General features: G+C 45.3%; 20 protein-coding genes. 11 read left to right on the top strand and 9 right to left on the bottom strand.

Going from position 1 to position 22,729, the window contains the following annotated elements:
- Positions 1 to 8 precede the first annotated feature (8 nt).
- Positions 9 to 500, bottom strand: coding sequence for an acetolactate synthase small subunit (ilvN, locus tag FTU42_RS02080; RefSeq protein ID WP_064094785.1), 492 nt, complete (start codon positions 498 to 500; stop codon positions 9 to 11).
- Complete coding sequence (locus FTU42_RS02075) at positions 497 to 2,224, bottom strand: acetolactate synthase 3 large subunit (protein ID WP_005107884.1); 1,728 nt, start codon at positions 2,222 to 2,224, stop codon at positions 497 to 499. Before FTU42_RS02075 ends, ilvN begins: the two co-directional genes overlap by 4 nt.
- Before the next feature lie 686 nt (positions 2,225 to 2,910).
- Between FTU42_RS02075 and FTU42_RS02070 the strand changes: the two genes are divergently transcribed.
- The 4 genes from FTU42_RS02070 (at position 2,911) to holA (ending at position 7,741) form a co-directional block, all read left to right on the top strand.
- Positions 2,911 to 3,261, top strand: coding sequence for a DUF4124 domain-containing protein (locus tag FTU42_RS02070; protein ID WP_180082962.1), 351 nt, complete (start codon positions 2,911 to 2,913; stop codon positions 3,259 to 3,261).
- 123 nt (positions 3,262 to 3,384) lie between these two features.
- A complete protein-coding gene (gene leuS / locus FTU42_RS02065) occupies positions 3,385 to 6,006 on the top strand; it encodes a leucine--tRNA ligase (RefSeq protein ID WP_180082961.1) in 2,622 nt (873 codons plus the stop codon).
- Between the two features lie 193 nt (positions 6,007 to 6,199).
- A complete protein-coding gene (locus FTU42_RS02060; protein WP_005095647.1) occupies positions 6,200 to 6,733 on the top strand; it encodes a hypothetical protein in 534 nt (177 codons plus the stop codon).
- 9 nt (positions 6,734 to 6,742) lie between these two features.
- Positions 6,743 to 7,741 carry a DNA polymerase III subunit delta gene (holA, locus tag FTU42_RS02055; protein ID WP_180050981.1) on the top strand — a complete coding sequence of 333 codons (999 nt, stop codon included), beginning with the start codon at positions 6,743 to 6,745 and terminating at the stop codon, positions 7,739 to 7,741.
- Here the strand turns inward: holA and FTU42_RS02050 are convergent.
- Positions 7,738 to 8,187, bottom strand: coding sequence for a bacteriohemerythrin (locus FTU42_RS02050; protein WP_005172715.1), 450 nt, complete (start codon positions 8,185 to 8,187; stop codon positions 7,738 to 7,740). The two genes, holA and FTU42_RS02050, sit on opposite strands and share 4 nt — an antisense overlap.
- Positions 8,188 to 8,777: 590 nt before the next feature.
- Between FTU42_RS02050 and FTU42_RS02045 the strand changes: the two genes are divergently transcribed.
- The 3 genes from FTU42_RS02045 to FTU42_RS02035 are packed head-to-tail and all read left to right on the top strand — an operon-like array spanning position 8,778 to position 13,550.
- Positions 8,778 to 10,142 carry a MacA family efflux pump subunit gene (locus tag FTU42_RS02045; RefSeq protein ID WP_159138490.1) on the top strand — a complete coding sequence of 455 codons (1,365 nt, stop codon included), beginning with the start codon at positions 8,778 to 8,780 and terminating at the stop codon, positions 10,140 to 10,142.
- A 2-nt stretch (positions 10,143 to 10,144) separates the two neighbouring features.
- Positions 10,145 to 12,121, top strand: a complete 1,977-nt coding sequence (locus tag FTU42_RS02040) for a MacB family efflux pump subunit (RefSeq protein ID WP_180082960.1) — start codon at positions 10,145 to 10,147, stop codon at positions 12,119 to 12,121.
- A 10-nt stretch (positions 12,122 to 12,131) separates the two neighbouring features.
- Entirely contained in the window at positions 12,132 to 13,550 is a 1,419-nt protein-coding gene (locus FTU42_RS02035; protein WP_180082959.1) for an efflux transporter outer membrane subunit, read from the top strand.
- A 69-nt stretch (positions 13,551 to 13,619) separates the two neighbouring features.
- On the opposite strand, the gene FTU42_RS02030 is transcribed toward FTU42_RS02035, so the two are convergent.
- From FTU42_RS02030 to orn, 3 genes are all read right to left on the bottom strand, one after another.
- The gene (locus tag FTU42_RS02030) at positions 13,620 to 15,455 is read right to left on the bottom strand and encodes a tetratricopeptide repeat protein (protein WP_180082958.1); all 1,836 of its coding nucleotides are present in this window, start codon (positions 15,453 to 15,455) and stop codon (positions 13,620 to 13,622) included.
- A 98-nt stretch (positions 15,456 to 15,553) separates the two neighbouring features.
- The gene (locus FTU42_RS02025) at positions 15,554 to 16,324 is read right to left on the bottom strand and encodes a ThiF family adenylyltransferase (protein WP_005172727.1); all 771 of its coding nucleotides are present in this window, start codon (positions 16,322 to 16,324) and stop codon (positions 15,554 to 15,556) included.
- A 457-nt stretch (positions 16,325 to 16,781) separates the two neighbouring features.
- Positions 16,782 to 17,339 (bottom strand): oligoribonuclease, encoded by a 558-nt coding sequence (orn, locus tag FTU42_RS02020; RefSeq protein ID WP_004278381.1) that lies wholly within the window; start codon positions 17,337 to 17,339, stop codon positions 16,782 to 16,784.
- Between the two features lie 124 nt (positions 17,340 to 17,463).
- Here orn and rsgA point away from each other — a divergent pair, with 124 nt between their 5' ends.
- From rsgA to secB, 4 genes are all read left to right on the top strand, one after another.
- The gene (gene rsgA / locus FTU42_RS02015; RefSeq protein ID WP_005095621.1) at positions 17,464 to 18,522 is read left to right on the top strand and encodes a ribosome small subunit-dependent GTPase A; all 1,059 of its coding nucleotides are present in this window, start codon (positions 17,464 to 17,466) and stop codon (positions 18,520 to 18,522) included.
- Positions 18,523 to 18,615: 93 nt separating this feature from the next.
- Positions 18,616 to 19,023 (top strand): rhodanese-like domain-containing protein, encoded by a 408-nt coding sequence (locus FTU42_RS02010; protein ID WP_005095619.1) that lies wholly within the window; start codon positions 18,616 to 18,618, stop codon positions 19,021 to 19,023.
- Between the two features lie 18 nt (positions 19,024 to 19,041).
- The gene (gene grxC / locus FTU42_RS02005; protein WP_100329331.1) at positions 19,042 to 19,299 is read left to right on the top strand and encodes a glutaredoxin 3; all 258 of its coding nucleotides are present in this window, start codon (positions 19,042 to 19,044) and stop codon (positions 19,297 to 19,299) included.
- A gap of 38 nt (positions 19,300 to 19,337) precedes the next feature.
- Entirely contained in the window at positions 19,338 to 19,796 is a 459-nt protein-coding gene (secB, locus tag FTU42_RS02000; RefSeq protein WP_004278389.1) for a protein-export chaperone SecB, read from the top strand.
- A gap of 210 nt (positions 19,797 to 20,006) precedes the next feature.
- Here the strand turns inward: secB and FTU42_RS01995 are convergent, their stop codons facing one another.
- The 3 genes from FTU42_RS01995 to FTU42_RS01985 all read right to left on the bottom strand — a co-directional run bounded on the left by FTU42_RS01995 (position 20,007) and on the right by FTU42_RS01985 (position 22,724).
- Positions 20,007 to 20,813: an enoyl-ACP reductase gene (locus FTU42_RS01995; protein WP_005095616.1), complete on the bottom strand. Its 807-nt coding sequence runs from the start codon at positions 20,811 to 20,813 to the stop codon at positions 20,007 to 20,009.
- 127 nt (positions 20,814 to 20,940) lie between these two features.
- Positions 20,941 to 21,765: a TatD family hydrolase gene (locus tag FTU42_RS01990; RefSeq protein WP_180082957.1), complete on the bottom strand. Its 825-nt coding sequence runs from the start codon at positions 21,763 to 21,765 to the stop codon at positions 20,941 to 20,943.
- Positions 21,762 to 22,724, bottom strand: coding sequence for an RsiV family protein (locus tag FTU42_RS01985; RefSeq protein WP_005172733.1), 963 nt, complete (start codon positions 22,722 to 22,724; stop codon positions 21,762 to 21,764). Before FTU42_RS01985 ends, FTU42_RS01990 begins: the two co-directional genes overlap by 4 nt.
- Between the last annotated feature and the right edge of the window lie 5 nt (positions 22,725 to 22,729).

The following is a 22,729-nucleotide window of genomic DNA, read 5'->3' as shown; positions in this document are numbered from 1 at the left end:
CTTAAAATTTAGATGGTGAGTACTTTTTCGCCGCGTGCGATACCTGATACACCTGAACGAACCACTTCTAAAATCGTATGTTCTGCAAGTGCATCAATAAATGCATCCACTTTCTCAGTCGTACCTGCGATTTGAACGGTATAGGTCGTCGGGGTTACATCGACAATCTGACCACGGAAAATATCCGCCGTACGTTTGATTTCGTCACGCGATGAACCCAATGCTTTGACTTTGATCAGCATCAATTCACGCTCAATATGTGCACCTTCAGACAGGTCAACCACTTTTACCACTTCAACCAGCTTGTTAAGCTGTTTGGTAATTTGCTCAATCTTGTGATCATCGCCATAAGTGGTCAATGTCAAACGTGAAAGCGTTGGATCTTCAGTCGGAGCAACATTCAATGTTTCGATGTTGTAGCCACGCTGTGAGAACAAACCCACTAAACGGGAAAGCGCGCCTGATTCGTTTTCTACGAGTACAGAGATAATATGTCTCATTTCGTGCGCTCCCCTTTAGCCAACCACATATCCTGCATCGATTGACCCGCAATCAACATCGGATAAACGTGTTCGGTACGATCTACCATAACGTTAATAAATACGCACTTGTCGTTAATTGCCATCGCTTCTGCAAGCTTCGACTCTAGTTCATCGGCATGATTAATCTGAATACCGACATGACCATAGGCTTCCATCAGTTTGGCAAAATCAGGCAATGAATCTACATAAGAACTTGAATGACGTCCTTCATAGTTCATATCTTGCCACTGCTTCACCATCCCTAAAGACTGGTTATTCAGGCACAGGATTTTGACGTTCAGGCCATATTGCTTACAGGTCGACAGTTCCTGGATACACATCTGAATCGATGCTTCACCGGTGATACACACCACTTGCTGTTCCGGGTATGCAAGCTTCGCAGCCATTGCATATGGCAAGCCTACACCCATAGTGCCTAGACCACCTGAGTTGATCCATTGACGTGGACGTTTGTATTTGTAATACATCGCACCAAACATTTGATGCTGACCGACGTCAGAAGTAATGATCGCTTCGCCATTGGTCACTTTGTCCAATGCCTGAACCACTTGTTGTGGCTTCATTACACCATCAACACCTGCCTCAAAACGACCACCATGAACCTTGCGCCATTCATTGATCTGTTTCCACCATGCCGCAATCGCTTCAGGATTTGGCTTAGAAACATTAAGCTGTTTCAACTGGTTCAACATCTCATTCAGTACAGGCTCTACAGCACCGACAATTGGAATGTGCGCCATAATGGTTTTTGAAATCGTCGCTGGGTCGATATCAATATGAATGACTTTTGCATTCGGACAGAATTTCGCAGGGTTATTAGTAACACGGTCATCGAAACGCGCACCCACACACAGAATTACATCTGCATTGTGCATGGTCATGTTGGCTTCGTAAGTACCGTGCATCCCCAACATACCGATGAACTGTTCATCATTACCCGGGAATGCGCCAAGACCCATCAAGGTGTTGGTCACTGGATAACCCAATAAATGCGCCAATTCTGTTAATTGTGCTGAAGCATTGCCTTGAACCACACCACCGCCTGAGTAAATCACAGGACGTTTAGCATGGATCAGCTCTTCAATCGCTTTACGAATTTGACCTGAGTGACCACGGAACGGTGGTTGATACGAACGCATCTTCACTTTTTCTGGGTATTCGTAAGCAAATTTTTCTGCAGGATTGGTCGCATCCTTTGGAATATCGATCACTACAGGACCTGGACGACCTGAAGACGCAATATAAAAGGCTTTTTTGATAATTGCAGGAATTTCGCTGGCATGACGCACCTGGAAACTATGTTTCACGATTGGACGTGAAATACCGACCATATCGGTTTCCTGGAATGCATCTTCACCAATCAGATGACTCGCAACCTGACCTGACAAAATCACCATCGGGATTGAGTCCATATAGGCCGTTGCAATTGGCGTTACCGTGTTGGTTGCACCCGGACCTGAAGTCACTAGCACAACACCGGTCTTACCTGTGACGCGTGAGTAAGCATCGGCCATGTGACCGGCAGCCTGTTCGTGACGTACGAGATAATGATTGATTCTGTCTTGTTGAAATAGCGCATCATAAATATGAAGAACTGCGCCGCCTGGGTATCCAAAAACATGTTCAACGCCTTCGTCCGCTAATGCGCGAACAAGCATTTCACCACCAGATAGAAGTTCCAACGTGATTCACCCTAATATTATTCACTGCACAAATGGGAGGCATTTGCAGTGTTTCATTTGTTAACTGTCTGCACTGTTATAGCACACAAATTTCATAGTTTTCAAAGCAATAGGAAAAAAATCTGATCTCTTCGCTGTTCGAGCAATACGGGATCTAAAACATGTTGGGATAAACATATTTTGCTTAGCTTTGTTCAATTTCTCGGCTAGAGAAATCGCCCATTGCATGAAATGACACTTAGTCGAAGGGTGATCGATCTAAGGCATATAAAACTATTGCAGCATTCTTGTGTTTTCAGGCTTTAAAGTCAAGTTTAAAAAACAGACAATCTACGCTTATAGCGCCTAGATCTGCTGTTTTTAACAGCAATATCAGCTTATAGCCATGCATTTACTGTCTTTCCTATTCATCTAATCCAATAAAATTCATAGAGTTAATGGCTTAATTTTATAAATTTTTAATATGTCTTATATAAAAAAAATGAATGAATTTTTATTAAATGAAAGGAAATTGTTTATCAATAAATTTTGTATACGAAGATTTATCTCTGATTTCTTACACGCTAGAGTGGGTTTGTTTAAGCGATTAACATCGAATAAAGCAGATAAAAATCCATCACTTTTACTGAAAATATCACTACAATCATTGCAGTATTCCATGCCTAGCAAGCCGAGGCCCAAGAACAATGAAAATATCTTTTTTAACCGCCTTCAGTCTAAGCTGCGCAATATCTCTGGGCATCTATAGCACCAGTGCGTCAGCAATCCAGTATTATAAATGGGTCGATGCCAAAGGTATCACGCATTATACCAAGACCCCACCGCCAAAATCTGCGAAAAAAGCCACCACAGTGGATACTTATGGCTGGAAAAATTCAGCACCGGCATCTCCAAGAACAGCTGAAACTGAAGTTCAAACCGAGAACACACCTCAAGAACAACTGCAACAGCCTCAAATTCCTGCGAATCAGGACCAGCAACAACGTGAAGCCAACGAAGCCTTGCAGCAATCTAAAAATCGTGCAGTTGCTTTATAAGACACCTCTATATAGAACAGCGTGTTTTTTCTTCGGGAAATGCCGGCGCAAAATTCACTTTTAGGTGCATTTTGCGCTATGCTGTGCAACAGACTTTTTTCACCGTAATTCACTGATACGTTTATGACTACTCACATTGATTCCGAATATCAAGCCAGTGCGATCGAGCCTCAAGTCCAACAGGATTGGGAATATCGCAAAGCCTTTAAAGTTGCCGACAAAGTAGAAGGTCCACGTCGTTATATTCTCTCGATGTTCCCTTACCCAAGTGGCAAGCTACATATGGGTCATGTGCGTAACTATACGATTGGTGACGTGATCAGCCGTTTCCATCGCTTAAAAGGTGAAACGGTCCTACAACCAATGGGTTGGGATGCTTTCGGTCTACCTGCTGAAAACGCAGCGATTGCACATCAGGTTGCACCAGCAAAATGGACATTTGAAAATATTGCTTACATGCGCGACCAGTTAAAAAAACTCGGTCTTGCAGTGGATTGGGATCGTGAATTTGCCACCTGTACCCCAGAATACTATCGTTGGGAACAATGGCTATTTGTTCAGCTTTATAAAAAAGGCTTGATCTACCGTAAACTTTCAACTGTAAACTGGGATCCGGTCGATCAGACTGTGCTTGCCAACGAACAGGTTGAAAATGGTCGCGGCTGGCGTTCAGGTGCATTGGTTGAAAAACGTGACATTCCAATGTACTACTTCCGCATTACCGATTATGCGCAAGAATTATTAGATGATCTAGACACATTGAAAGACGGTTGGCCTCAACAAGTTCTGACCATGCAACGTAACTGGATTGGTCGCTCACAAGGGATGGATATTACTTTCCCTTCAGCAAATCCAGAAATCTATGCAGACGGTTTAACGGTATTCACTACTCGTGCCGATACCTTAATGGGTGTAACGTATGTTGCAGTTGCAGCAGAACACCCGATGGCGCTGAAAGCGGCTGAAACAAACCCAGAATTGGCTGCATTCATTGAAGAATGCCGTATGGGTTCTGTGGCAGAAGCGGATCTTGCGACTGCTGAAAAGAAAGGCATGGCAACCGGTCTTTCTGTGAAGCATCCTGTGACTGGCGAGGAAGTTCCGGTTTGGATCGCCAACTATGTATTGATGTCTTATGGTTCTGGTGCGGTGATGGCGGTTCCATCACACGATGAACGTGACTTCGAATTTGCCAACAAATATGGCCTGACCATCAAGCAAGTGATTGATACCAAAGGCGCAGACGATGCGGACTTTAATGCAACTCAATGGCAAGAATGGTACGGCTCTAAAGAAGGTAAACTGATTAATTCAGGCGAATTTGACGGTTTGGATTTCCAGGGTGCATACGATGCATTCCTTGCTAAATTAGAACCAACAGGCCTGGCAAGTTCTAAAGTTCAATTCCGTTTACGTGACTGGGGTGTATCTCGTCAGCGTTATTGGGGCTGTCCAATTCCAATGATCAACTGTAACACCTGTGGTCAGGTACCAGTGCCAGAAGATCAACTTCCTGTGGTTCTTCCGACTGACGTTGTTCCAGATGGTTCAGGTAACCCACTGAACAAAATGCCTGAGTTCTATGAAACGACTTGTCCATGTTGTGGTGGCGACGCACGTCGTGAAACAGATACGCTGGATACCTTCGTGGAATCATCTTGGTACTATGCACGTTATGCATCTCCAGACTTTACCGATGGTATGGTGAAACCTGAAGCGGGTCAAACCTGGTTGCCTGTGAACCAATACATCGGTGGTGTTGAACACGCGATTCTGCACTTACTTTATGCACGCTTCTTCCACAAATTGATGCGTGATGAAGGTGTAGTACAAGGTAATGAACCATTTACCAACCTGTTAACTCAAGGTATGGTTTTGGCAGATACTTATTACCGTGAAGCTGAATCAGGCAAGAAAACCTGGTTTAACCCTGCAGATATCGATCTCGAACGTGATGAAAAAGGGCGTATTCTGTCTGCGAAATACCAAGGTGATGGTCAGGACGTAATTGTTGGTGGTCAGGAAAAAATGTCGAAATCGAAAAATAACGGTATCGACCCGCAATCAATTATTGACCAGTACGGCGCAGATACGGCACGTGTGTTCATGATGTTTGCAGCTCCACCAGATCAATCACTAGAATGGTCTGACGCCGGTGTTGAGGGTGCAAACCGCTTCCTGAAACGTGTATGGCGTTTAGCAACAGGCTTCCTTGAAAAAGGTAACAGTGCATCAAACATCGACAAAGCGGCACTGTCTACGGCTGCACAAGACCTACGTCGTAAAACTCATGAAACCATCCAAAAAGTCGGTGATGACATCGAACGTCGTCATGCATTTAACACTGCAATTGCTGCATTGATGGAACTTCTAAACGCGAACAACAAGTTTGAAGCCCAAGATGACAATGACGTTGCTGTTGCACGTGAATCAATTACCACGCTGTTAACTTTACTTGCACCATTTGCACCGCATTTAAGCCAGACTTTATTGGCTGAATTTGGGATTGAATTGAATTCAACTTTGTTCCCTGCGGTAGATGAGTCTGCGCTGACACGTAATACGCAAACCATCGTGGTTCAAGTCAACGGTAAACTCCGTGGCAAGTTAGAAGTATCTGTAGATGCCTCTAAAGATGACATCTTGGCTCAAGCCAAAGCATTGCCTGAAGTTCAACAATTCTTGACTGGCCCAACCAAGAAAGAAATTGTGGTACCGAATAAATTAGTGAATTTGGTGGTTTAAGAATCCACCTCTCCCTAACCCTCTCCTAGAAGGAGAGGGAAATTTCCTTCTCCCTCTGGGAGAAGGTTAGGATGAGGGAACAAAAGGATTTCACAATTCCCAAACAAAGCCCGTTGCCAGCCAACGGGCTTTGACTTTACAATCCAGTTCAGGATTTCAAATATTCCCCTTCGGGAAGCATAGAGGGCAACACATGCATTTGGGCAAACGTTTAGCAGCAATTGTTTTAACTTGTGGTCTGAGTGCAGGCTTAGTCGGCTGTGGTTTTCATCTGAAAGGAACCAATCCGAGCTCCGCACCTGTTGCTTACTCTGTCATGAGCCTGTCTTTACCGCCCAATACTGAAGAACTGCAAGAAAAACTGGCAGTTTACCTCGGTGCTGCAGGCGTACAGCTAAGTAATGCACCTAATGCTTATGTATTGCGTGTTCTCGATTACACGCCGCGCCGCTTAGAATTAAACGGCAAGCTGGTAGAAACCTTGCTGCGTTTAAATGTAACCTTCCGCATTGAAGATGCGCAAGGCAATCCGGTGACCGAACCACGCACTGTGGTGGCAACGCGTACTTATCAATATGACATTGAAACAGTCAACACTGATGACCAGGAACAAAAGTTTTTGAATCAGGTGATTATTGATGATGTGGCACAGCAGATCGCGCGTCAGATTTCATCGAACCGCCTCCCCTTGGCCAAACAAAATACCCCAGCGCAACCTGCTCAATAAGAACGCCTTATGAAACTTGACTATCTGCAAGCCCTAAAACGTGTCGATGAAGCTCGCGGTGCCTGGGTCTTGCATGGTCAAGAGCCTTTGCTAGAACAAAACCTGATCGATGCCTTTCGCGCACATTGGCAAGCCAAAGATATCGAACGTCAACGTTATGATGTCAGTTCAGTTTCTGAGTGGAAAAATGTCTTTAATGCATTGAACAGTTTGTCATTGTTCTCAACCCAACTGGCAGTTGAAGTGCATGGCAATATCAAACCAGATGCCAGTAGCCTCAAACTGCTGAAAAGCTATTTACAACAAGACAGTGATAATCTGCTATTGGTCGTTATGCCCAAGCAAGATGCGAGCAGCCTCAAATCCAGCTTCTTCCAGACGGTTGAGGCCAATGGTGTCTGCGTTGCGCTTACTGCAAATTATCCACGCGATCGTCAGCAAATTTTGGCAGTTGAAGCAGAGAAACTGGGGATTAAACTGGCCCATGATGCCTGGCAATGGCTGGAACAGCATCATGAGCACAACTTGCTGGCAGCCAAAAACAGCCTGATGCGGGTCAGTGACACCTTTACGGAAGTTGATGTGATTCAGATTGATCATTTATATGCCTGCTTACAGGATCAATCACGCTATAGCACCTATGATTTGAGTGATGCCCTGCTGCAAGGCAATCTCTCGCAATCGATCAAGATTTTCCAGTATCTGGTCGCTTCAGGTGAACCGATGAGCCTGATCTTATGGAGCCTGAGCAAGGAAATGCGTCTGTTGATGCAACTGTTTGAACAGCCGCAAAATGCCTTGCAAATTGGAATCTGGAAAACCAAAGTCGGGCTATATCAGCAAGCTTTACGCCGTCTCAGCCCACAACGCTTTTTGAGCTGGCCCCAGCTGTTAATCCGTATTGATGCAGCCATTAAAGGGATGTCCAAAGAGAACCCTGAACATCTCATCTTACAGGCCATTGCTGAAATGTGCGGTCAACGCTTATTTTTAGCGCCGAGTGCTTAACCAAAGAAACGTGCAAACCAGCCCTTGCCTTTTTTGCTTTCCTGAGCACGTAAATAACTCAACATATTATCGCGCACTGCATCGACATAGTCCTGATCATCATGTTGAATATGATTGATCAGCCATTTGGACAATAAACGATATAAATCATTTTCAATCGATTCTCCCTTCTCGAACTTGAGACGATAATCATTGAGTCGTTTCACAAATAATTCATGTATACCGCGATGCGAAGGTAGGTATTGATAACTGACCTGTTCCAGCAGGTTTTCTTCAAAGCTGAAATGTGACTGGGTATAATCGATTAAATCCTCCAAGACCTCTTTGATTCGATCGCGATCTCCTGTGCTTTTTACCTGCTCCAAAGCATTGATATAATCTAAAATTTGACGGTGCTGATTATCGATTACGTCGATTCCAATATTATAGCTTTCATTCCATTCCATCGTTAAACCCTCATCAATGTTGCGAGCAAAGTTGTATTATTTTTGCACAATAAATGTGCGTTTTCTTGTTAAGTGGTAAAACCATAATTTTTTTATGGAATTAAATCTTACAAGCTTTATTTATTTAAATCCATATATAAAACATGGGTTTTTAATTTTTTTTTCTACTTAATTTTCAACTGGTTTTTGCTCTCTGGACTAGAGGGAGGAAAATTAAGCCAGAAACAGCCTTAAAACAAATATCACACAACAAATCTAGTATGTTTGGTCTTATGTCTTTATTGATTCACACTCGATTTTATTTGTGCAGCGCTTTGATTGAAAAAATACTGTTGGGGACAGTGATCATTTTATTCAAGAGTCACCTGATGATCTTTTAAACAGGATCGATGTTATCTATAGAGGGTCAAATCCTGTTATCAATGTCAGAACAAGCAATTCATGGAGCATTTTAAAATGGTCTGTATGGACGATATTTTCAGAAATCAGCCAATAGAAAATAATTCTCATTATAATTCAAAAAATTCACGATTTATCCCAATTTCGCTTTTATAATCAATCCCTATCTTTGATCCGAATTCGTACTCAATATGCCAAAAATAAAACCGACGAAACTAATTATGGCCGCCGTGATTGCCATTGTGTTAATCGTTGCGGGGTGGTATTTCCTCAAACCTAAAGAACAGCCGCCACAGTATATTACTGCTGAAGTGACGCAGGGTGATATTGAAAGTTCTGTACTGGCGACCGGTATTTTAGAAGCCACCAAAATGGTCAGCGTAGGTGCCCAGGTTTCTGGCCAAGTGAGACAAATGTATGTGGAACTCGGTGATCAGGTTAAACAGGGTCAGCTGATTGCACGAATTGATTCTGTTCGTCAGGAAAATGATTTAAAAACTGCTGAAGCCAGCATTAAAAACCAGATGGCACAGCTTGCGGTGAGACAGGCGAATCTGGCCAAAGTTGAAGCTGAATACAATCGTCAGAAAGCCATGTATGCACAGGATGCGACTTCCCGTTCAGAGCTGGAATCTGCATTTGCCAGTTATAAAACGGCTCAGGCCGATATCACGGCAATCAATGCACAGATCGAACAGTCGCGCCTGACCTTGGCAACTGCCAAAGAAGACTTGGGTTATACCCAGATTGTGGCACCGATGGATGGCACGATTGTGGCGATTGTGACCGAAGAAGGTCAAACCGTGAATGCCAATCAAAGTGCACCGACCATTGTGAAACTGGCCAAGCTCGACACCATGACCATCAAAGCTGAAATTTCTGAAGCAGATGTGATGAAAGTGGAAGAAGGCCAAACCGTTTATTTCACCACGCTGGGCAATAACGAGAAAAAGATTTACGCCAAACTACGTCAGGTTGAACCTGCACCCAATTCGATTAATACCGATTCAAATACATCTGGTTCATCGTCAAGTTCTGCGGTGTATTACAACGCTTTATTTGATGTGCCAAATGAAGACGGCAAACTGCGTATTGATATGACGGCGCAGGTTTATATCGTGCTGGATGAAGCTAAAAATGTGCTGACCATTCCAGCCGCTGCGATTCAGAGCTCAAATCGTCCGGCACGTGCCAATCGGGGTGAAGGTTCTCGCGGAGAAGGTTCCCGTAGCGAAGCTAATCCAGCAGCACGTCCTGAAACTGAATCAACTCAAGGCAATCGTCCTGCCGCTGAACGCCCTGCCCACCTAAATCTGTCTGACGCTGAAATTGCGCTGATTGAACAAGGCAAAGCGCAACGTGCCATGGTTCGTGTCTTGCAAGCCGATGGTACTGCAAAACCAACCCCTGTGCTGATCGGTTTGAATAACCGTGCCACTGCACAAGTGCTGAAAGGTTTAAAACGTGGTGATCAGGTGGTGATTGCCGATGGTTCTGATACTTCCAATGATGCAGCAAAACGCGGTGGTAATAGCCGTGGCCCAATGAGAATGTAAGCATGAATTCACAACAGCAGCCTCTGCTCGAGGTGAAAAATCTGGTACGTGAATTCCCTGCGGGTGAAGGCACAGTCCAGATTTTAAAAGGGGTGAATCTGGAGATTTATCCGGGTGAACTGGTGGCGATTGTCGGCCAGTCCGGTTCGGGTAAATCAACCCTGATGAATATTCTGGGTTGTCTGGACAAACCCACCACGGGTAGCTACAAGGTCAAAGGCCGTGAAACCCGGGAACTGGAAGCAGATGAACTGGCGCAGTTACGTCGTGAATATTTCGGCTTTATTTTTCAGCGTTATCACCTGCTCGGCGATTTAAACGCAGCAGGCAATGTCGAAGTCCCTGCCATTTATGCGGGTGCAGATTCATCGGAACGGCATGCGCGTGCGGTCAAGATTCTGACCGATCTGGGTCTGGGCGAAAAAACCCAGAACCGTCCGAGTCAACTGTCAGGCGGTCAGCAGCAACGTGTGTCGATTGCCCGTGCGCTGATGAATGGCGGTGATGTGATTCTGGCCGATGAGCCGACAGGTGCCTTGGATAAGAACAGCGGTATTGAGGTGATGCGTATTTTGCGCGAACTGAATGCCAAGGGTCATACCATCATTCTGGTTACGCATGATCATAATGTGGCAAAAAACGCGACACGAATCATTGAAATTTCAGACGGTAATATCATTTCCGACCAGCCCAATGTTCCTGAAGTCGAAGAGCATCTGGAAAAACAGCCGCTGATCCGCAGTGAACAAAAGAAGATTTCTTCATGGCGTTCTGCAGTTGACCGTCTGGGTGAAGCCTTCCGGATGGCCTTGCTGGCCATGAATGCACATCGCATGCGGACTTTCTTGACCATGCTCGGAATCATTATCGGTATTGCTTCGGTGGTCTCGGTGGTGGCACTCGGTAATGGCTCACAAAAGCAGATTCTGGAAAATATCAGCAGTCTGGGGACCAATACCATTACCGTATTTCAGGGTCGAGGCTTTGGGGATAATTCCAGATCTTCACAGTCCAAAACCCTGATTCCGGCCGATGCCGATGCGCTAGCTGAACAACCGTATGTCGATGGCGTCAGCCCATCGGTGAATAGCAGTGTCACCGGCCGTTATAAAGAAATCGAAGCTTCAACTACGGTCAACGGCGTCAGTGAAGATTTCTTCTATGTGCGTGGCATGACCTTCCAGTCGGGTCAGCCCTTTGACCGCAGTAGCGTCATGCAACAGGCGCAAGATGTCGTCATTGACACCAATACTAAAAACACCTTCTTTAAGGATGGCACCAATCCGGTGGGTCAGGTGATTTTACTCGGGAGCGTACCGAGCCGGATTATCGGGGTGATCGACGCGCAAAAAGGCATGATGGGCAATAATGACAGCCTGAATGTCTATCTGCCGTATTCCACCGTGATGAGCCGTATGCTGGGGCAATCCAATGTGCGTAGCATCATTGTGCGGATTAAGGATGAATACCCAAGTGCAGCGGCTGAAAATGCAATTTTGAATTTGCTGGTACAACGCCATGGCGCGCAGGATGTGTTTACCCAGAATGCCGACAGTATTCGTGAAACCATTCAGCAAACCACGGCGACCATGACTCTGCTGATTTCAGCAATTGCGGTAATCTCACTGGTGGTCGGCGGGATCGGGGTGATGAATATCATGCTGGTGTCAGTGACTGAACGTACTCAGGAAATTGGGGTGCGTATGGCGGTGGGTGCCCGTCAAAGTGACATTCTGCAGCAATTCCTGATTGAAGCCGTTCTGGTCTGTATCTTGGGTGGTATTTTGGGTGTGCTGCTTTCCCTCGGGATTGGCCAATTAATTACCCATTTTGCCGGCGGTACTTTCCAGATGGCGTATTCAACCACTTCGATTGTAGCTGCCTTTGTCTGCTCAAGCCTGATCGGGATTGTGTTTGGCTTTATCCCGGCACGTAATGCCGCTCGTCTGAATCCAGTCGATGCGCTTTCTCGCGAATAAGGAACCTGATATGCAAATGAATTTAACCAAGCTTGCCAGTGCCCTGTTGCTGGGAAGCTCGCTGACCGGTTGTGCGGCAGTGGTAAAAACACCTTATGAGCAGCCTGCGATTAATATGCCTGGCAATTTTCAAAATAATAAGGTTTTAAGTCAGCAGATCCATGCCGACATTCTGGCAGATCAATGGTGGACCTTATTTAAAGATCCGCAATTGAACAGTCTGGTCGATCAAGTGCTGGCGCAGAATACAGATCTGGCGGTGGCTGGCATCAGTTTGCAACAGGCGCGCATTCAGGCCAGACAGGCACAAAGCCAGCAAGGCGTCCGTGTCGGTGATGCACGAATTTCAACGGGCCAGCGTTTTGATCTGGAGGGTGGCAGCAATGCTTCGACGGGTCTTTCACTGGGCCATCCGGGCTTAAGCTATGAACTGGATCTGTTTGGCAAACTGGCCAATCAGACTGAAGCGGCGCGCTGGGAAGCCTTGGCATCTGCACAGGACTTACAGGCGACGGCCCAGAGCCTGATTGGCATCACGGCACAGCTTTACTGGCAATTGGCTTATTTAAACGAGCGTTATAGCGTGGTACAGCAAAATCTGGCAACGGCGCAAAAAACCTATGATCTGGTGCAGGTACAATATCGTGCCGGTGCGGTGTCCGGTCTGGATTTAACCCAGGCCGAACAGGCGATTCAAAGCCAGCAAGCCACCTTAAGCCAGATTGAGCAGCAACGGGTGGAAACGCGTACCGGCCTCGCAGTATTGCTGCATATGCCAGTACAACAGCTTTCTATTCAGGAGCCAAGCCGTTTACCGAATATTCAATTACCGAGTATTCAGGCCGACTTACCCGCGAGTTTATTGTCCCGTCGTCCCGACCTCCAAGCGACTGAACTACGTTTGCGTAAAGCGCTGGCCAATAAGGATGCCAACAAAGCCAGTTATTATCCTTCAATCAGTCTGACTGGGAATTTGACCACAGGTATTGGCAGCAGTACCTCGCTTTCAAATGCGTTGAAGAATCCGGTGGCGACTTTAGGTGCGGGTCTGACCTTGCCCTTCCTGCAATGGAATGACATGAAACGTGATCTGCAAGTCAATGAGCTGGAATATGAAAAAGCGATTATGCAATATCGCCAGACCATGTATGAAGCCTTCGCCGATGTGGAAAATGCCTTGTCGAACCGGACTGAAATCAGTAAGCAAGTCACTTTGCAGCAACGTAATGTCGAACTGGCTGAACGTACCGAACGTCTGACTGAAGTACGTTATCGTAATGGCGCGGTGGCGTTAAAGAACCTGCTAGATGCGCAGGAAACCACACGGAATGCACGGCTGTCTTTGGTACAAACCCGACAGAACCAGTACAATGCCTATGTGACTTTAATGCAGGCATTAGGTGGTAGTCCAATCCAGCAATTACCTTAAACAAAGCTTGAACCATAAAAAAACCGCTGTCTAACAGCGGTTTTTTATATTGCGTGATGTCAATAAAAATTACTTCATTTGCAAATAGGCATGCACATTTTTCAATAATTCAGTTGATCGCTCATGCCCGAGCAAACTGCCTTTTTCCAGCCAGTCCCGCGCGACTCCAATATCGCGTTCCACCCCAATTCCCTTGGTATATAAACGTCCCAGATGACTATAAGCATCGGCATTGACCTGCGCTGCCGCCTGACGGTAATACTGTACCGCCTGTTCGATATTTGCCTCAGTGCCTATGCCATTTTCAAACGCTTCCCCCAGCGCATTCAGTGCCACACTATTCTGCTGAGCAGCCGCTTTTTGCAGATAGCTCAAACCTAAGGCAATATCCTGCGCAATCTGTTTTCCTTTAAGATACTCCAAGCCCAATTCTGCCTGTGCCTGTGCATGTCCCAGTTGTGCAGCCTGATGCAGATAACGATTGGCCTGCTCTGGATTAAGGATAAAGACCGGATAAAGACCTGACAGAGCCTGATACAGGAACCAGGCTGCTTCCTTGGAGCCTTTCGCAACCGCCTGATTCAGATATTGAATGGCTTTGTCGCGTGTCGGCAATGGATATTCCGCCAGACTATAAAAACGCCCGACCACATAAATTAAATCTGCCTCAGACTGAGCCTCGATCTGCCAGTATTGCTGGGCCACTGCCTGAATCATGCGGGTGGCTTTGGCTGTGTCTTTTACAGTACCGATGCCATTTAAATAACACAGTGCCAGACCCATTTGTGCATAAGCATCATCGGAACTGAGCTGAAATGCTGCCTGATATAATTCAAATGCCTTTTGCGGCTCATAAGCCACTAGATGCTGTTCAAAATACAGCGCGGCAATCATGCATAAAGCGGGCGGATGCTGAGTATTGGCAGCTTCAGACCAGTAACGAAACGCCATGGTTTCATTTTTATCGACATACCAGCCATGAAAATAAGCTAGTCCAATTAAAGTCTTGGAATGCGCATCGGCATGTTCTTTGGACTGCTGCATCAAATGCTGGAACACGCGCTGACGCTGGTCGGTATCGATACGGCCTTGCAGTACGCCAGCATAATAATCATAGAGACCTTTTTGATCACCAAGACTGATACAGCGTTTAATAAATTGCAGGGCTTGAGTCTGGTCTTGGGGCAGCCTCTGTCCACGCGCATAATCATCGGCGATCTGCTGATTGGCAGCCAGATGATCTTGCTGCGCAGCTAAAAACAGATAATGAATTCCCTGAACCAAATCTTGAGCCGCTGAATCTGTTAAATAATACTGCGCCAGTTGATACTGCGAATTGCTATGTCCCTGCCCGGCATTTTGAATGAGTAAGGCCAAGCGCTGCTGTTCAGCGTTCTTCTCTTCTGGATTTGTTTCTGTAGTGGAAGAAAGTTCAGTGATGCGGTACTGGGCATCCAGATTGCCACGGGCTACGGCATGTCGGTACCAGTACAGCGCTTTTTCCGGGTCAGCCATTTGATAGCGTTGCTCCTCATGAATCTGCCCTAGATGATAAGCTGCGTCATCACTGCCCAGATGAAAGGCTTTATCGAGATAACTGATGGCTGTTTCCGTATTTTGCGCATGTCCCAGACCCTGCAAATGCATCAGCCCCATGCCGACATAAGCCTGTGGAATTTCCTGTTGCTGGGCAAGATTCTGGTAAATCTGATAGGCGCGTGCATAATTCGGATGTTCAGGATCTGAACTCAAGCGCGCCGCATGCTTGAGCTGTGCATCAAGCTGCTCAATCCATAGATCATGCTGCACAGCTTTGGCCTGATCACGTTTTACCGGATCCGGACGTTTCCACATCCAAATCCCCAAGGCCCCTATCCCCAAAATCAATACCAGCAAGAACCACATAACTGCTCCAAAACATTATTTTTGTTCTGCAAATGAATCCTTTCATTCTAAACGCCGTCTCAAAAAAAGCACATATCTTGTGCTTTTTATTTTGTAAATCAGGCTTTTGCTCTTTTACTATCCAGCTTCTTCAAGCCTTCTGCCACAGCGACCATGGCAAAGCTTGAAGTCACCACCACGGCAGAGCCATAACCACCACAGCGCAAGCCGGCACTGGCACAGACATCGGCACTCGAGAACGGATTATCGATAGAATAGACACAGGTAATGCCGAATTTTTCTTTAGGTTTTTTACAAATACCTTTGCCGCGTAACTGGGCACGCAATTTGGCCAGCATCGGGTCCTGTTCGGTTTTAGATAAATCGGCCACCCGAATTTTCAGGGGATCCAGTTTACCGCCTGCTCCGCCTGACACAATCAAGGGAATCTTGTTAAAGCGACAATGCAGCATCAAGGCAAATTTGGCCTTCACATCATCAATACAGTCGAGAATTAAATCAGGATTACCTGCTAAAATTTCTTTGATATTTTCCGGCGTCAGATAATCATCAATCAGATTGATCTTGATCCGTGGATTAATGGCATGACAACGCTCGGCCATCACTGCAATTTTTTCATGGCCCAAGGTCGTGCTCATGGCAGGCAATTGACGATTAATATTGGATGCCGCCACCACATCCATATCGACCAAACTCAGCTCGCCCACACCGCTACGTGCCAGCGCTTCTACTGCCCAAGAACCGACACCACCGATGCCAATCACCATCACATGACTTTTTTCATAATGACTGAAGCTGTCTTCTCCATAAATTTTGGCAACACCCGCAAAGCGGCGCTCATATTCATCGTCTTGAAGCAGTTCAGTCATAAGTCATCAATAGCTGTTAAATCACGGCTTATTTTAGCAAAGTCAGCATTTTTTTACTGCTTCTAAAATTTTGATACAAAATCTATCAGCAAAATCAGAAAGATAAATTCAGGAACATTTATAATTGGATAAAATTCATACATAAAACTTTAAATATGGGAGTCAAACACTGTGCTGATCAATGCTCTTTTGGCTCTCAATTTTATACTGATCACTCTACATTTTTATTTTTACAGTAGCCAAAAACAGAAAAACTATGCGCTGAGTATTTTTATTCGTTTGTTGATTTTAGGCCTATTCGGATATGTGATCCTAGATCGCCATGAAACCCAGACCCATCTGATTTTGGTACTGATATCCTGGGTGATATTTGAACTGATTGAGAGTTTATATCAAAAGAAAAAAGCATCAATCTCATAAAAAAAGAGGCTTTCGCCTCTTTTCAATTCATCGGAATTTAGTCTTTATTCATGATAAAGAAATATTGACGATAGTATTTCAGTTCGGCAATTGAATCACGAATGTCATCCATCGCCAGATGCGAAGCATTTTTCTTGAGACCACTCATGATTTCAGGACGCCAGCGTTTTGCCAGCTCTTTCACTGAAGATACATCCAGATTACGGTAGTGGAAATATTGTTCCAGCTCAGGCATCAGGCGGTGCAAGAAACGGCGATCCTGACAGATCGAGTTGCCACACATCGGGGATGACTTTGGATTGACCCATTTTTTCAGGAATTCAATGGTTTGCTGTTCTGCATCCTGAGCCGTCAGTTTACTGCGACGCACCCGTTCAATCAGACCCGATTGACCATGTTGACGAGTGTTCCACTCATCCATGGCATTTAACAGACGTGCAGGCTGATGCACCGCGAGCACAGGACCTTCTGCCAGAATATTCAAATTGTCATCGGTTACAATCGTCGCAATTTCAATAATTTGGTCATTGTCTGTGTCTAGACCTGTCATTTCAAGGTCAATCCAAATCAGGCGGGTATCAGCGGTGCTGCTCATAAATGTGCAATCTTATTGGGTTTAAAAACAACTATAGTAGCAAATTAATTACATCTTGGGTGTCATTCGGGGGCTGCTTCATGCTATTTTTGCCATCTGATTTACCCGGTTTTTTAGGATATGAATGGCCTTAATACGTAAGCGTCGTCTGACAGAGCAACAACAGCGCCGCATTCAGAAACAACAGAAAACACGTCAAGAAGATCTCGATACCTCCAGTGATCTGGAAGGTTTGGTAGTGCAACACTACGGCCGCCAACTTGAAGTGCAAGCTTTGTCTACTCCTGACATTCACCCTGAAAAACCTGTGGTCGCCGATGGTGAGCCTGAACCTTTCTGGAAAGAAATTGAACTAGGCAGCGTCTGGCGCTGTCATACCCGAACCAATCTGGATTTACTGGTCACGGGTGACCGGGTTAAATGGCAAGCCGATCCGAATACCGGTTTAGGAATTATTACGGCGATTCATCCACGTAAATCCTTATTGACCCGTCCTGACCGCTATCACAAGGTTAAACCGGTAGCGGCCAATATTTCACTGATTGTGATTGTGTTTGCACCATTGCCTGAGCCAGCACCGGGCCTGATCGACCGTTATCTGGTGGCCTGTGCCGATGCCGATATTCCTGCGCTTCTAGTGATGAACAAAGCCGATTTGTTAAAAGAGAACGATCCAATTCTGACTCTGCTACAAGAATATCAAGACCTCGGTTATGAAGTAATGCAAACCCAGTCCGATGGTGATCTGACTGTATTGTCCAATCGTCTGGAAAATGAAACGGTGGCTTTTGTCGGTCAATCGGGTGTCGGTAAAAGTACGCTGATCAATGCGATCGTGCCAGATGCAGCCCAGAAAACCAATATTATTTCGGAAAACTCGGCACTCGGTCAGCACACCACCACCTCAACCCGTTTGATCGGTTTTGGTGAAGGTGCTGCCCTGATCGACTCTCCGGGAATTCGTGAATTTGGCCTGTGGCATCTGCCTTTAGATAAGGTACAAATCGGTTTTCCTGAAATTGAAAACCTGCTCGGACACTGTCAGTTCCGGAACTGCACGCATAAGCATGAAAAACAATGTGCTTTACGTCAGGCCGCGAGTGCGGGTGAAATTTTACCGCGCCGACTGGACAGCTATTTGCGTTTAATCGATGAAATCACTGAAGCACAGCAAAAAAATTAATTTTCTTGTGCCTCAACCCTTGAAGCGGTGATTTTGATCACCATATTTATGAGCTATACTCTTGGCAATTTTAAAATTGTAATTAGGTGAATTGTGGAACGTTGGTTCGAGTTTATGGGGAATCACCCCTTCTTATTTGGAACACTCGCGGTATTGGTAGTTTTGTTCTTCATTATCGAAGGTCAACGTAACGGTCGTAAAATTTCTCCGCAGTCGCTGGGAATTTTAGTCAAAGCAAAAAATGCCATGCTGATTGATTTACGGGATGCCAAAGACTTCCGTGAAGGTCATATCAGCGGCAGCCGTAACATTCCATATAGCCAGATTACAAAGCATGTTGAAGAGCTGAAAGCATCTGATCGCCCTTTGGTGTTCATTTGCAACCTTGGACAGGTGGCTGGTACTGCGCTACAACAAGTGGGTCATGCCGATGCATACCGTCTTGATGGCGGCATCAGCAACTGGAAAGCCCAGGGTTTACCTTTGGTGAAAAGCAAATAATCCACGAACAGGAGATTGATCATGGCTGACGTTATTGTTTATTCAACGACTGTGTGTCCTTATTGCGTGCGTGCAAAACAGTTGCTTGAGCGCAAAGGTGTCGCATATAAAGAAATTAATCTATCTCAAGAAGCACCTGAAGTACGTCTTGAATTGATGCAGCGTACCAATCACCGCACTGTGCCACAAATTTTTATTAAGGATCAATTCATCGGTGGTTTCGACCAGCTTTATGCTTTAGAGCGTGAAGGCAAACTCGATGAATTACTGGCTTAATTCTACTAAAATCATCACTTTATATTAAGGATCAAAGAATGAGTGAAGAACAACAAGCTCAACCACAATTGGCATTAGAGCGTATTTACACCAAAGATATTTCTTTTGAGGTTCCTGGGGCACAAGTTTTTACCAAGCAATGGCAACCTGAGCTCAACATCAACCTTTCTTCTTCTGCAGAAAAAATTGATGAGACTCATTTTGAAGTGGCTTTAAAAGTCGTTGTTCAAGCGACCAATGAAGGTGATACTGCTTTTATCGTCGACGTGACTCAAGCCGGTATCTTCTTGGTAGATGGCGTTGAAGAAGAGCGTCTTCCATACATCCTGGGCGCATACTGCCCGAACATTCTGTTCCCGTTCCTGCGTGAAGCAGTGAATGATATGGTGACTAAAGGTAGTTTCCCACAGTTGCTGCTTACCCCAATCAACTTCGATGCTGAATTTGAAGCCAATATGCAACGTGCACAAACTGCCGCTGTAGATGGTCAGGCTTAATCGCTGTCCTGCAAATCTAAAAAAGACCGCATATGCGGTCTTTTTTATGGCCTTGAGTGAATTCCCCCTTTATCAAAGGGGGAATAAGGGGATTTTGCTCATTTACTCTTTTTTTAAAGAAAGGGTTTAGCAAGATTAAAGAAAAATAATTCCTCCTAACCTTCCTTTAAAAAAGGGAGGAACTCTCCCCCCACGGCAGAGAATAGATTTTTATTCCGCATCCGCCATTAAATCAGCACTCATACCCACGGTATTGAAACCGGCATCGACATACAGGATTTCACCGGTAATGCCATTGGCCCATGGCGAGCACAGGAATAATGCTGCATTGCCGACATCTTCAATCGTTACATTACGTTTTAATGGCGCAACTTTTTCATTTAAGTCGAGCATTTTACGGAATGATTTAATGCCTGAAGCAGCCAGAGTACGGATTGGACCCGCAGAGATGGCATTGACACGAATACCTTCCTGACCCAAGCTCGAAGCTAAATAACGAACACCGGCTTCTAAAGAGGCTTTGGCCATACCCATCACGTTATAGTTCGGCATTACGCGCTCAGAACCTTGATAAGTTAGCGTTAACAGGCAGCCTTGACGAACTTGTAGCAAAGGCTTTGCCGCACGTGCCATCGCGATAAAGCTATAGGCACTGATGTCATGTGCAATATTGAAACCTTCGCGGTCTGTGATTTCGGTAAAGTCACCATCCAAAGTATGCGCCGGTGCGAAACCGATAGAATGCACCACGCCGTCCAGACCATCCCAGTGTTTTGCCAGCTCAGCAAATGCATTATCAATATCAGCATCTACCGCCACATCACAAGGAAAAACCAGTTTTGAACCAAACTGTTCAGCAAAGTCATCTACCCGCTTTTTCAGCTTTTCATTTGGATAAGTAAAAGCCAATTCAGCACCTTCACGATGTAATGCCTGAGCAATACCAAAAGCAATGGATAATTTACTCGCAATACCCGCGATCAAGAAGCGCTTACCCGCCAAAAGTCCTTGTGCCATGTGAATCTCACCTAAAATAATATATATGCATGATGCCAAGTCTGAGGCATTTTAGAAATTGCATAATGCATCTTTTTTTAACAGATACCCAATTACAGCAGATACAGTCAGGCAATAAAAACCGGCATTATTCATCGGCCAAATTCAAAACCTGATGGGTATTCTGCCAGAGTTGCTGTGCCAATTTGGCTTGATCTTGCCCTAAGCTTTGTGCCAAACCTTCCAGAACATAGGGCAGATTTGCCGGGGTATTTCGGGTTCTATGCTCAGTCGAACATTGACAACATAACGGCGTCATATCCGGACAATCGGTTTCCAGTACCAGATGTTCTGCACCGACTGCCTGTACCACCTGATGCAGTTTTCTGGCATTCGGATTGGTAATCTGACCAGTAACACCAAGCTTAAACCCCAACTTGACAAAAGCCTTGGCTTCCTCGACACCTCCGCCAAAGGCATGTGCGATTCCACCCTGTTTAAACTGATGCTGTTTTAAAATTTGTAAAACTTCTGCATGTGATTTACGGATATGCAGCAAAATCGGCTTATCAAATTGTTGTGCCAGTTCAATTTGTGCAGCGAAAAAATCTTGCTGCTTTTGAAAAATTTCAGGTTGTTTATGCTGCTTTAAAAATGTGTCGAGACCGATTTCACCAATGGCAATGCATTGTTCAACTCTAAGTAGCTGCTCCAGATCATATAAATGTTCAGCCTGATGCTGTTCAATATAAAACGGATGCAAGCCGGGTGCCAAGTGGCTATGCGGTGCATTTTCCAACCCGTTGATAAAATGGTGGGTTTTTAACAAATCCTGAAAGCGGTTTTGCAAAAAGCCAATTAGAACCAGATGTTCCACACCTACCGCTTTGGCCGCATAGGCCAGATGTTCCCGATCAGGATCAAAATCGGGAACATCAAAATGGGTATGCGTATCGAACAGTTTTAATTTCATTCGGCTTTAGATGCTAACGCTGGCTGTGCCTCAGAGGCTGCTGTTTCAGCTTGCGGCAGATATTGTGGTTTTAGCACGCCTTGTAGCTGCGCATAAGGAATCATTAAGCGCGGCAAACCCACCACATAAGGTCCGATTTCATATTCGGCATATTGTAAGATCAAACCTTCTTTGGCCAGATAAAAATTATCGGTCAGTATGAACTTCCAGGCCTGTTCATATTCAGCGACATCTTTTGCCAGCTTGGACTCCATGACCCAGACTTTAAAAGCCTCATACGCCTGTGCTTCGAGTTTGGCTTTTTGCTTCTCGGCAATAATGTCATCCAGCTTGACCAGTGTTTGCTGTTCAAGATCAAAATTATAATAGCGCTGTGCAGATGCTCCGTGCGCACCTCCCAGATAATGGCTACTGTTTAGCACCACAGTCGCCAATGGATCACCCGAATTCAGAATCTTGGGCTTAATCATCAGGCTAATGCTATGACTGGCACTCAGTGCTTTGAGCTCCTTGTCCAGATTCAAGAAGGTCTGCATAGAAGGCTGAATTTGCTGCTCAAGCTGCTGTTTTGGTGTAGTGACCGTCGACAAGGCTGTTTTTGGTTCAGAAGCAGCCACTTCGGCTTCACTGGCAGCAGTGGCTTTTGCCGGCTCAATCGCATCGACAGACAGGATATTTTTTAACTGTTGCAAAATCTGCTGATCGATCCATTCATCAATAAAGCGCTGATTACTGTTCAGGCGTTCAATCGAAATTTCCGGACAGTTTTTACCCTCACACTCTGGAATCACCAGCTTGAGTTTTTCGGTATCACCACTAAGTTTCAGGACTTCTGGCTCGGTTTGTACCACTTCAGGAGAAGTCGGCTCTTTCGGCTCATTGCTCTTCGGCTGACATGCACTCAGTAAAACTGCGGATGCCAGTATCGATAGACAAAAAATATTCTTATATTTTGGCATTCATT

The sequence above is a fragment of the Acinetobacter sp. YH12102 genome (assembly GCF_013419125.1).
Taxonomy (GTDB): Bacteria; Pseudomonadota; Gammaproteobacteria; order Pseudomonadales; family Moraxellaceae; genus Acinetobacter; species Acinetobacter pseudolwoffii.
The sequence above is the reverse complement of the archived record's forward strand: the minus strand, read 5'-3'. Positions and strand labels throughout refer to the sequence as shown.

Bases quoted from the DNA above. Each gene is read 5' to 3' on its own strand.
- leuS (WP_180082961.1), top strand. From the start codon at position 3,385: ATGACTACTCACATTGATTCCGAATATCAAGCCAGTGCGATCGAGCCT.
- secB (WP_004278389.1), top strand. From the start codon at position 19,338: ATGAGTGAAGAACAACAAGCTCAACCACAATTGGCATTAGAGCGTATT.
- FTU42_RS01995 (WP_005095616.1), bottom strand. From the start codon at position 20,813: ATGGCACAAGGACTTTTGGCGGGTAAGCGCTTCTTGATCGCGGGTATT.
- FTU42_RS02060 (WP_005095647.1), top strand. From the start codon at position 6,200: ATGCATTTGGGCAAACGTTTAGCAGCAATTGTTTTAACTTGTGGTCTG.
- FTU42_RS02050 (WP_005172715.1), bottom strand. From the start codon at position 8,187: ATGGAATGGAATGAAAGCTATAATATTGGAATCGACGTAATCGATAAT.
- rsgA (WP_005095621.1), top strand. From the start codon at position 17,464: ATGGCCTTAATACGTAAGCGTCGTCTGACAGAGCAACAACAGCGCCGC.
- ilvN (WP_064094785.1), bottom strand. From the start codon at position 500: ATGAGACATATTATCTCTGTACTCGTAGAAAACGAATCAGGCGCGCTT.
- FTU42_RS02045 (WP_159138490.1), top strand. From the start codon at position 8,778: ATGCCAAAAATAAAACCGACGAAACTAATTATGGCCGCCGTGATTGCC.
- FTU42_RS01985 (WP_005172733.1), bottom strand. From the start codon at position 22,724: ATGCCAAAATATAAGAATATTTTTTGTCTATCGATACTGGCATCCGCA.
- holA (WP_180050981.1), top strand. From the start codon at position 6,743: ATGAAACTTGACTATCTGCAAGCCCTAAAACGTGTCGATGAAGCTCGC.
- FTU42_RS02025 (WP_005172727.1), bottom strand. From the start codon at position 16,324: ATGACTGAACTGCTTCAAGACGATGAATATGAGCGCCGCTTTGCGGGT.
- FTU42_RS01990 (WP_180082957.1), bottom strand. From the start codon at position 21,765: ATGAAATTAAAACTGTTCGATACGCATACCCATTTTGATGTTCCCGAT.
- FTU42_RS02030 (WP_180082958.1), bottom strand. From the start codon at position 15,455: ATGTGGTTCTTGCTGGTATTGATTTTGGGGATAGGGGCCTTGGGGATT.
- orn (WP_004278381.1), bottom strand. From the start codon at position 17,339: ATGAGCAGCACCGCTGATACCCGCCTGATTTGGATTGACCTTGAAATG.
- FTU42_RS02040 (WP_180082960.1), top strand. From the start codon at position 10,145: ATGAATTCACAACAGCAGCCTCTGCTCGAGGTGAAAAATCTGGTACGT.
- FTU42_RS02070 (WP_180082962.1), top strand. From the start codon at position 2,911: ATGAAAATATCTTTTTTAACCGCCTTCAGTCTAAGCTGCGCAATATCT.
- FTU42_RS02035 (WP_180082959.1), top strand. From the start codon at position 12,132: ATGCAAATGAATTTAACCAAGCTTGCCAGTGCCCTGTTGCTGGGAAGC.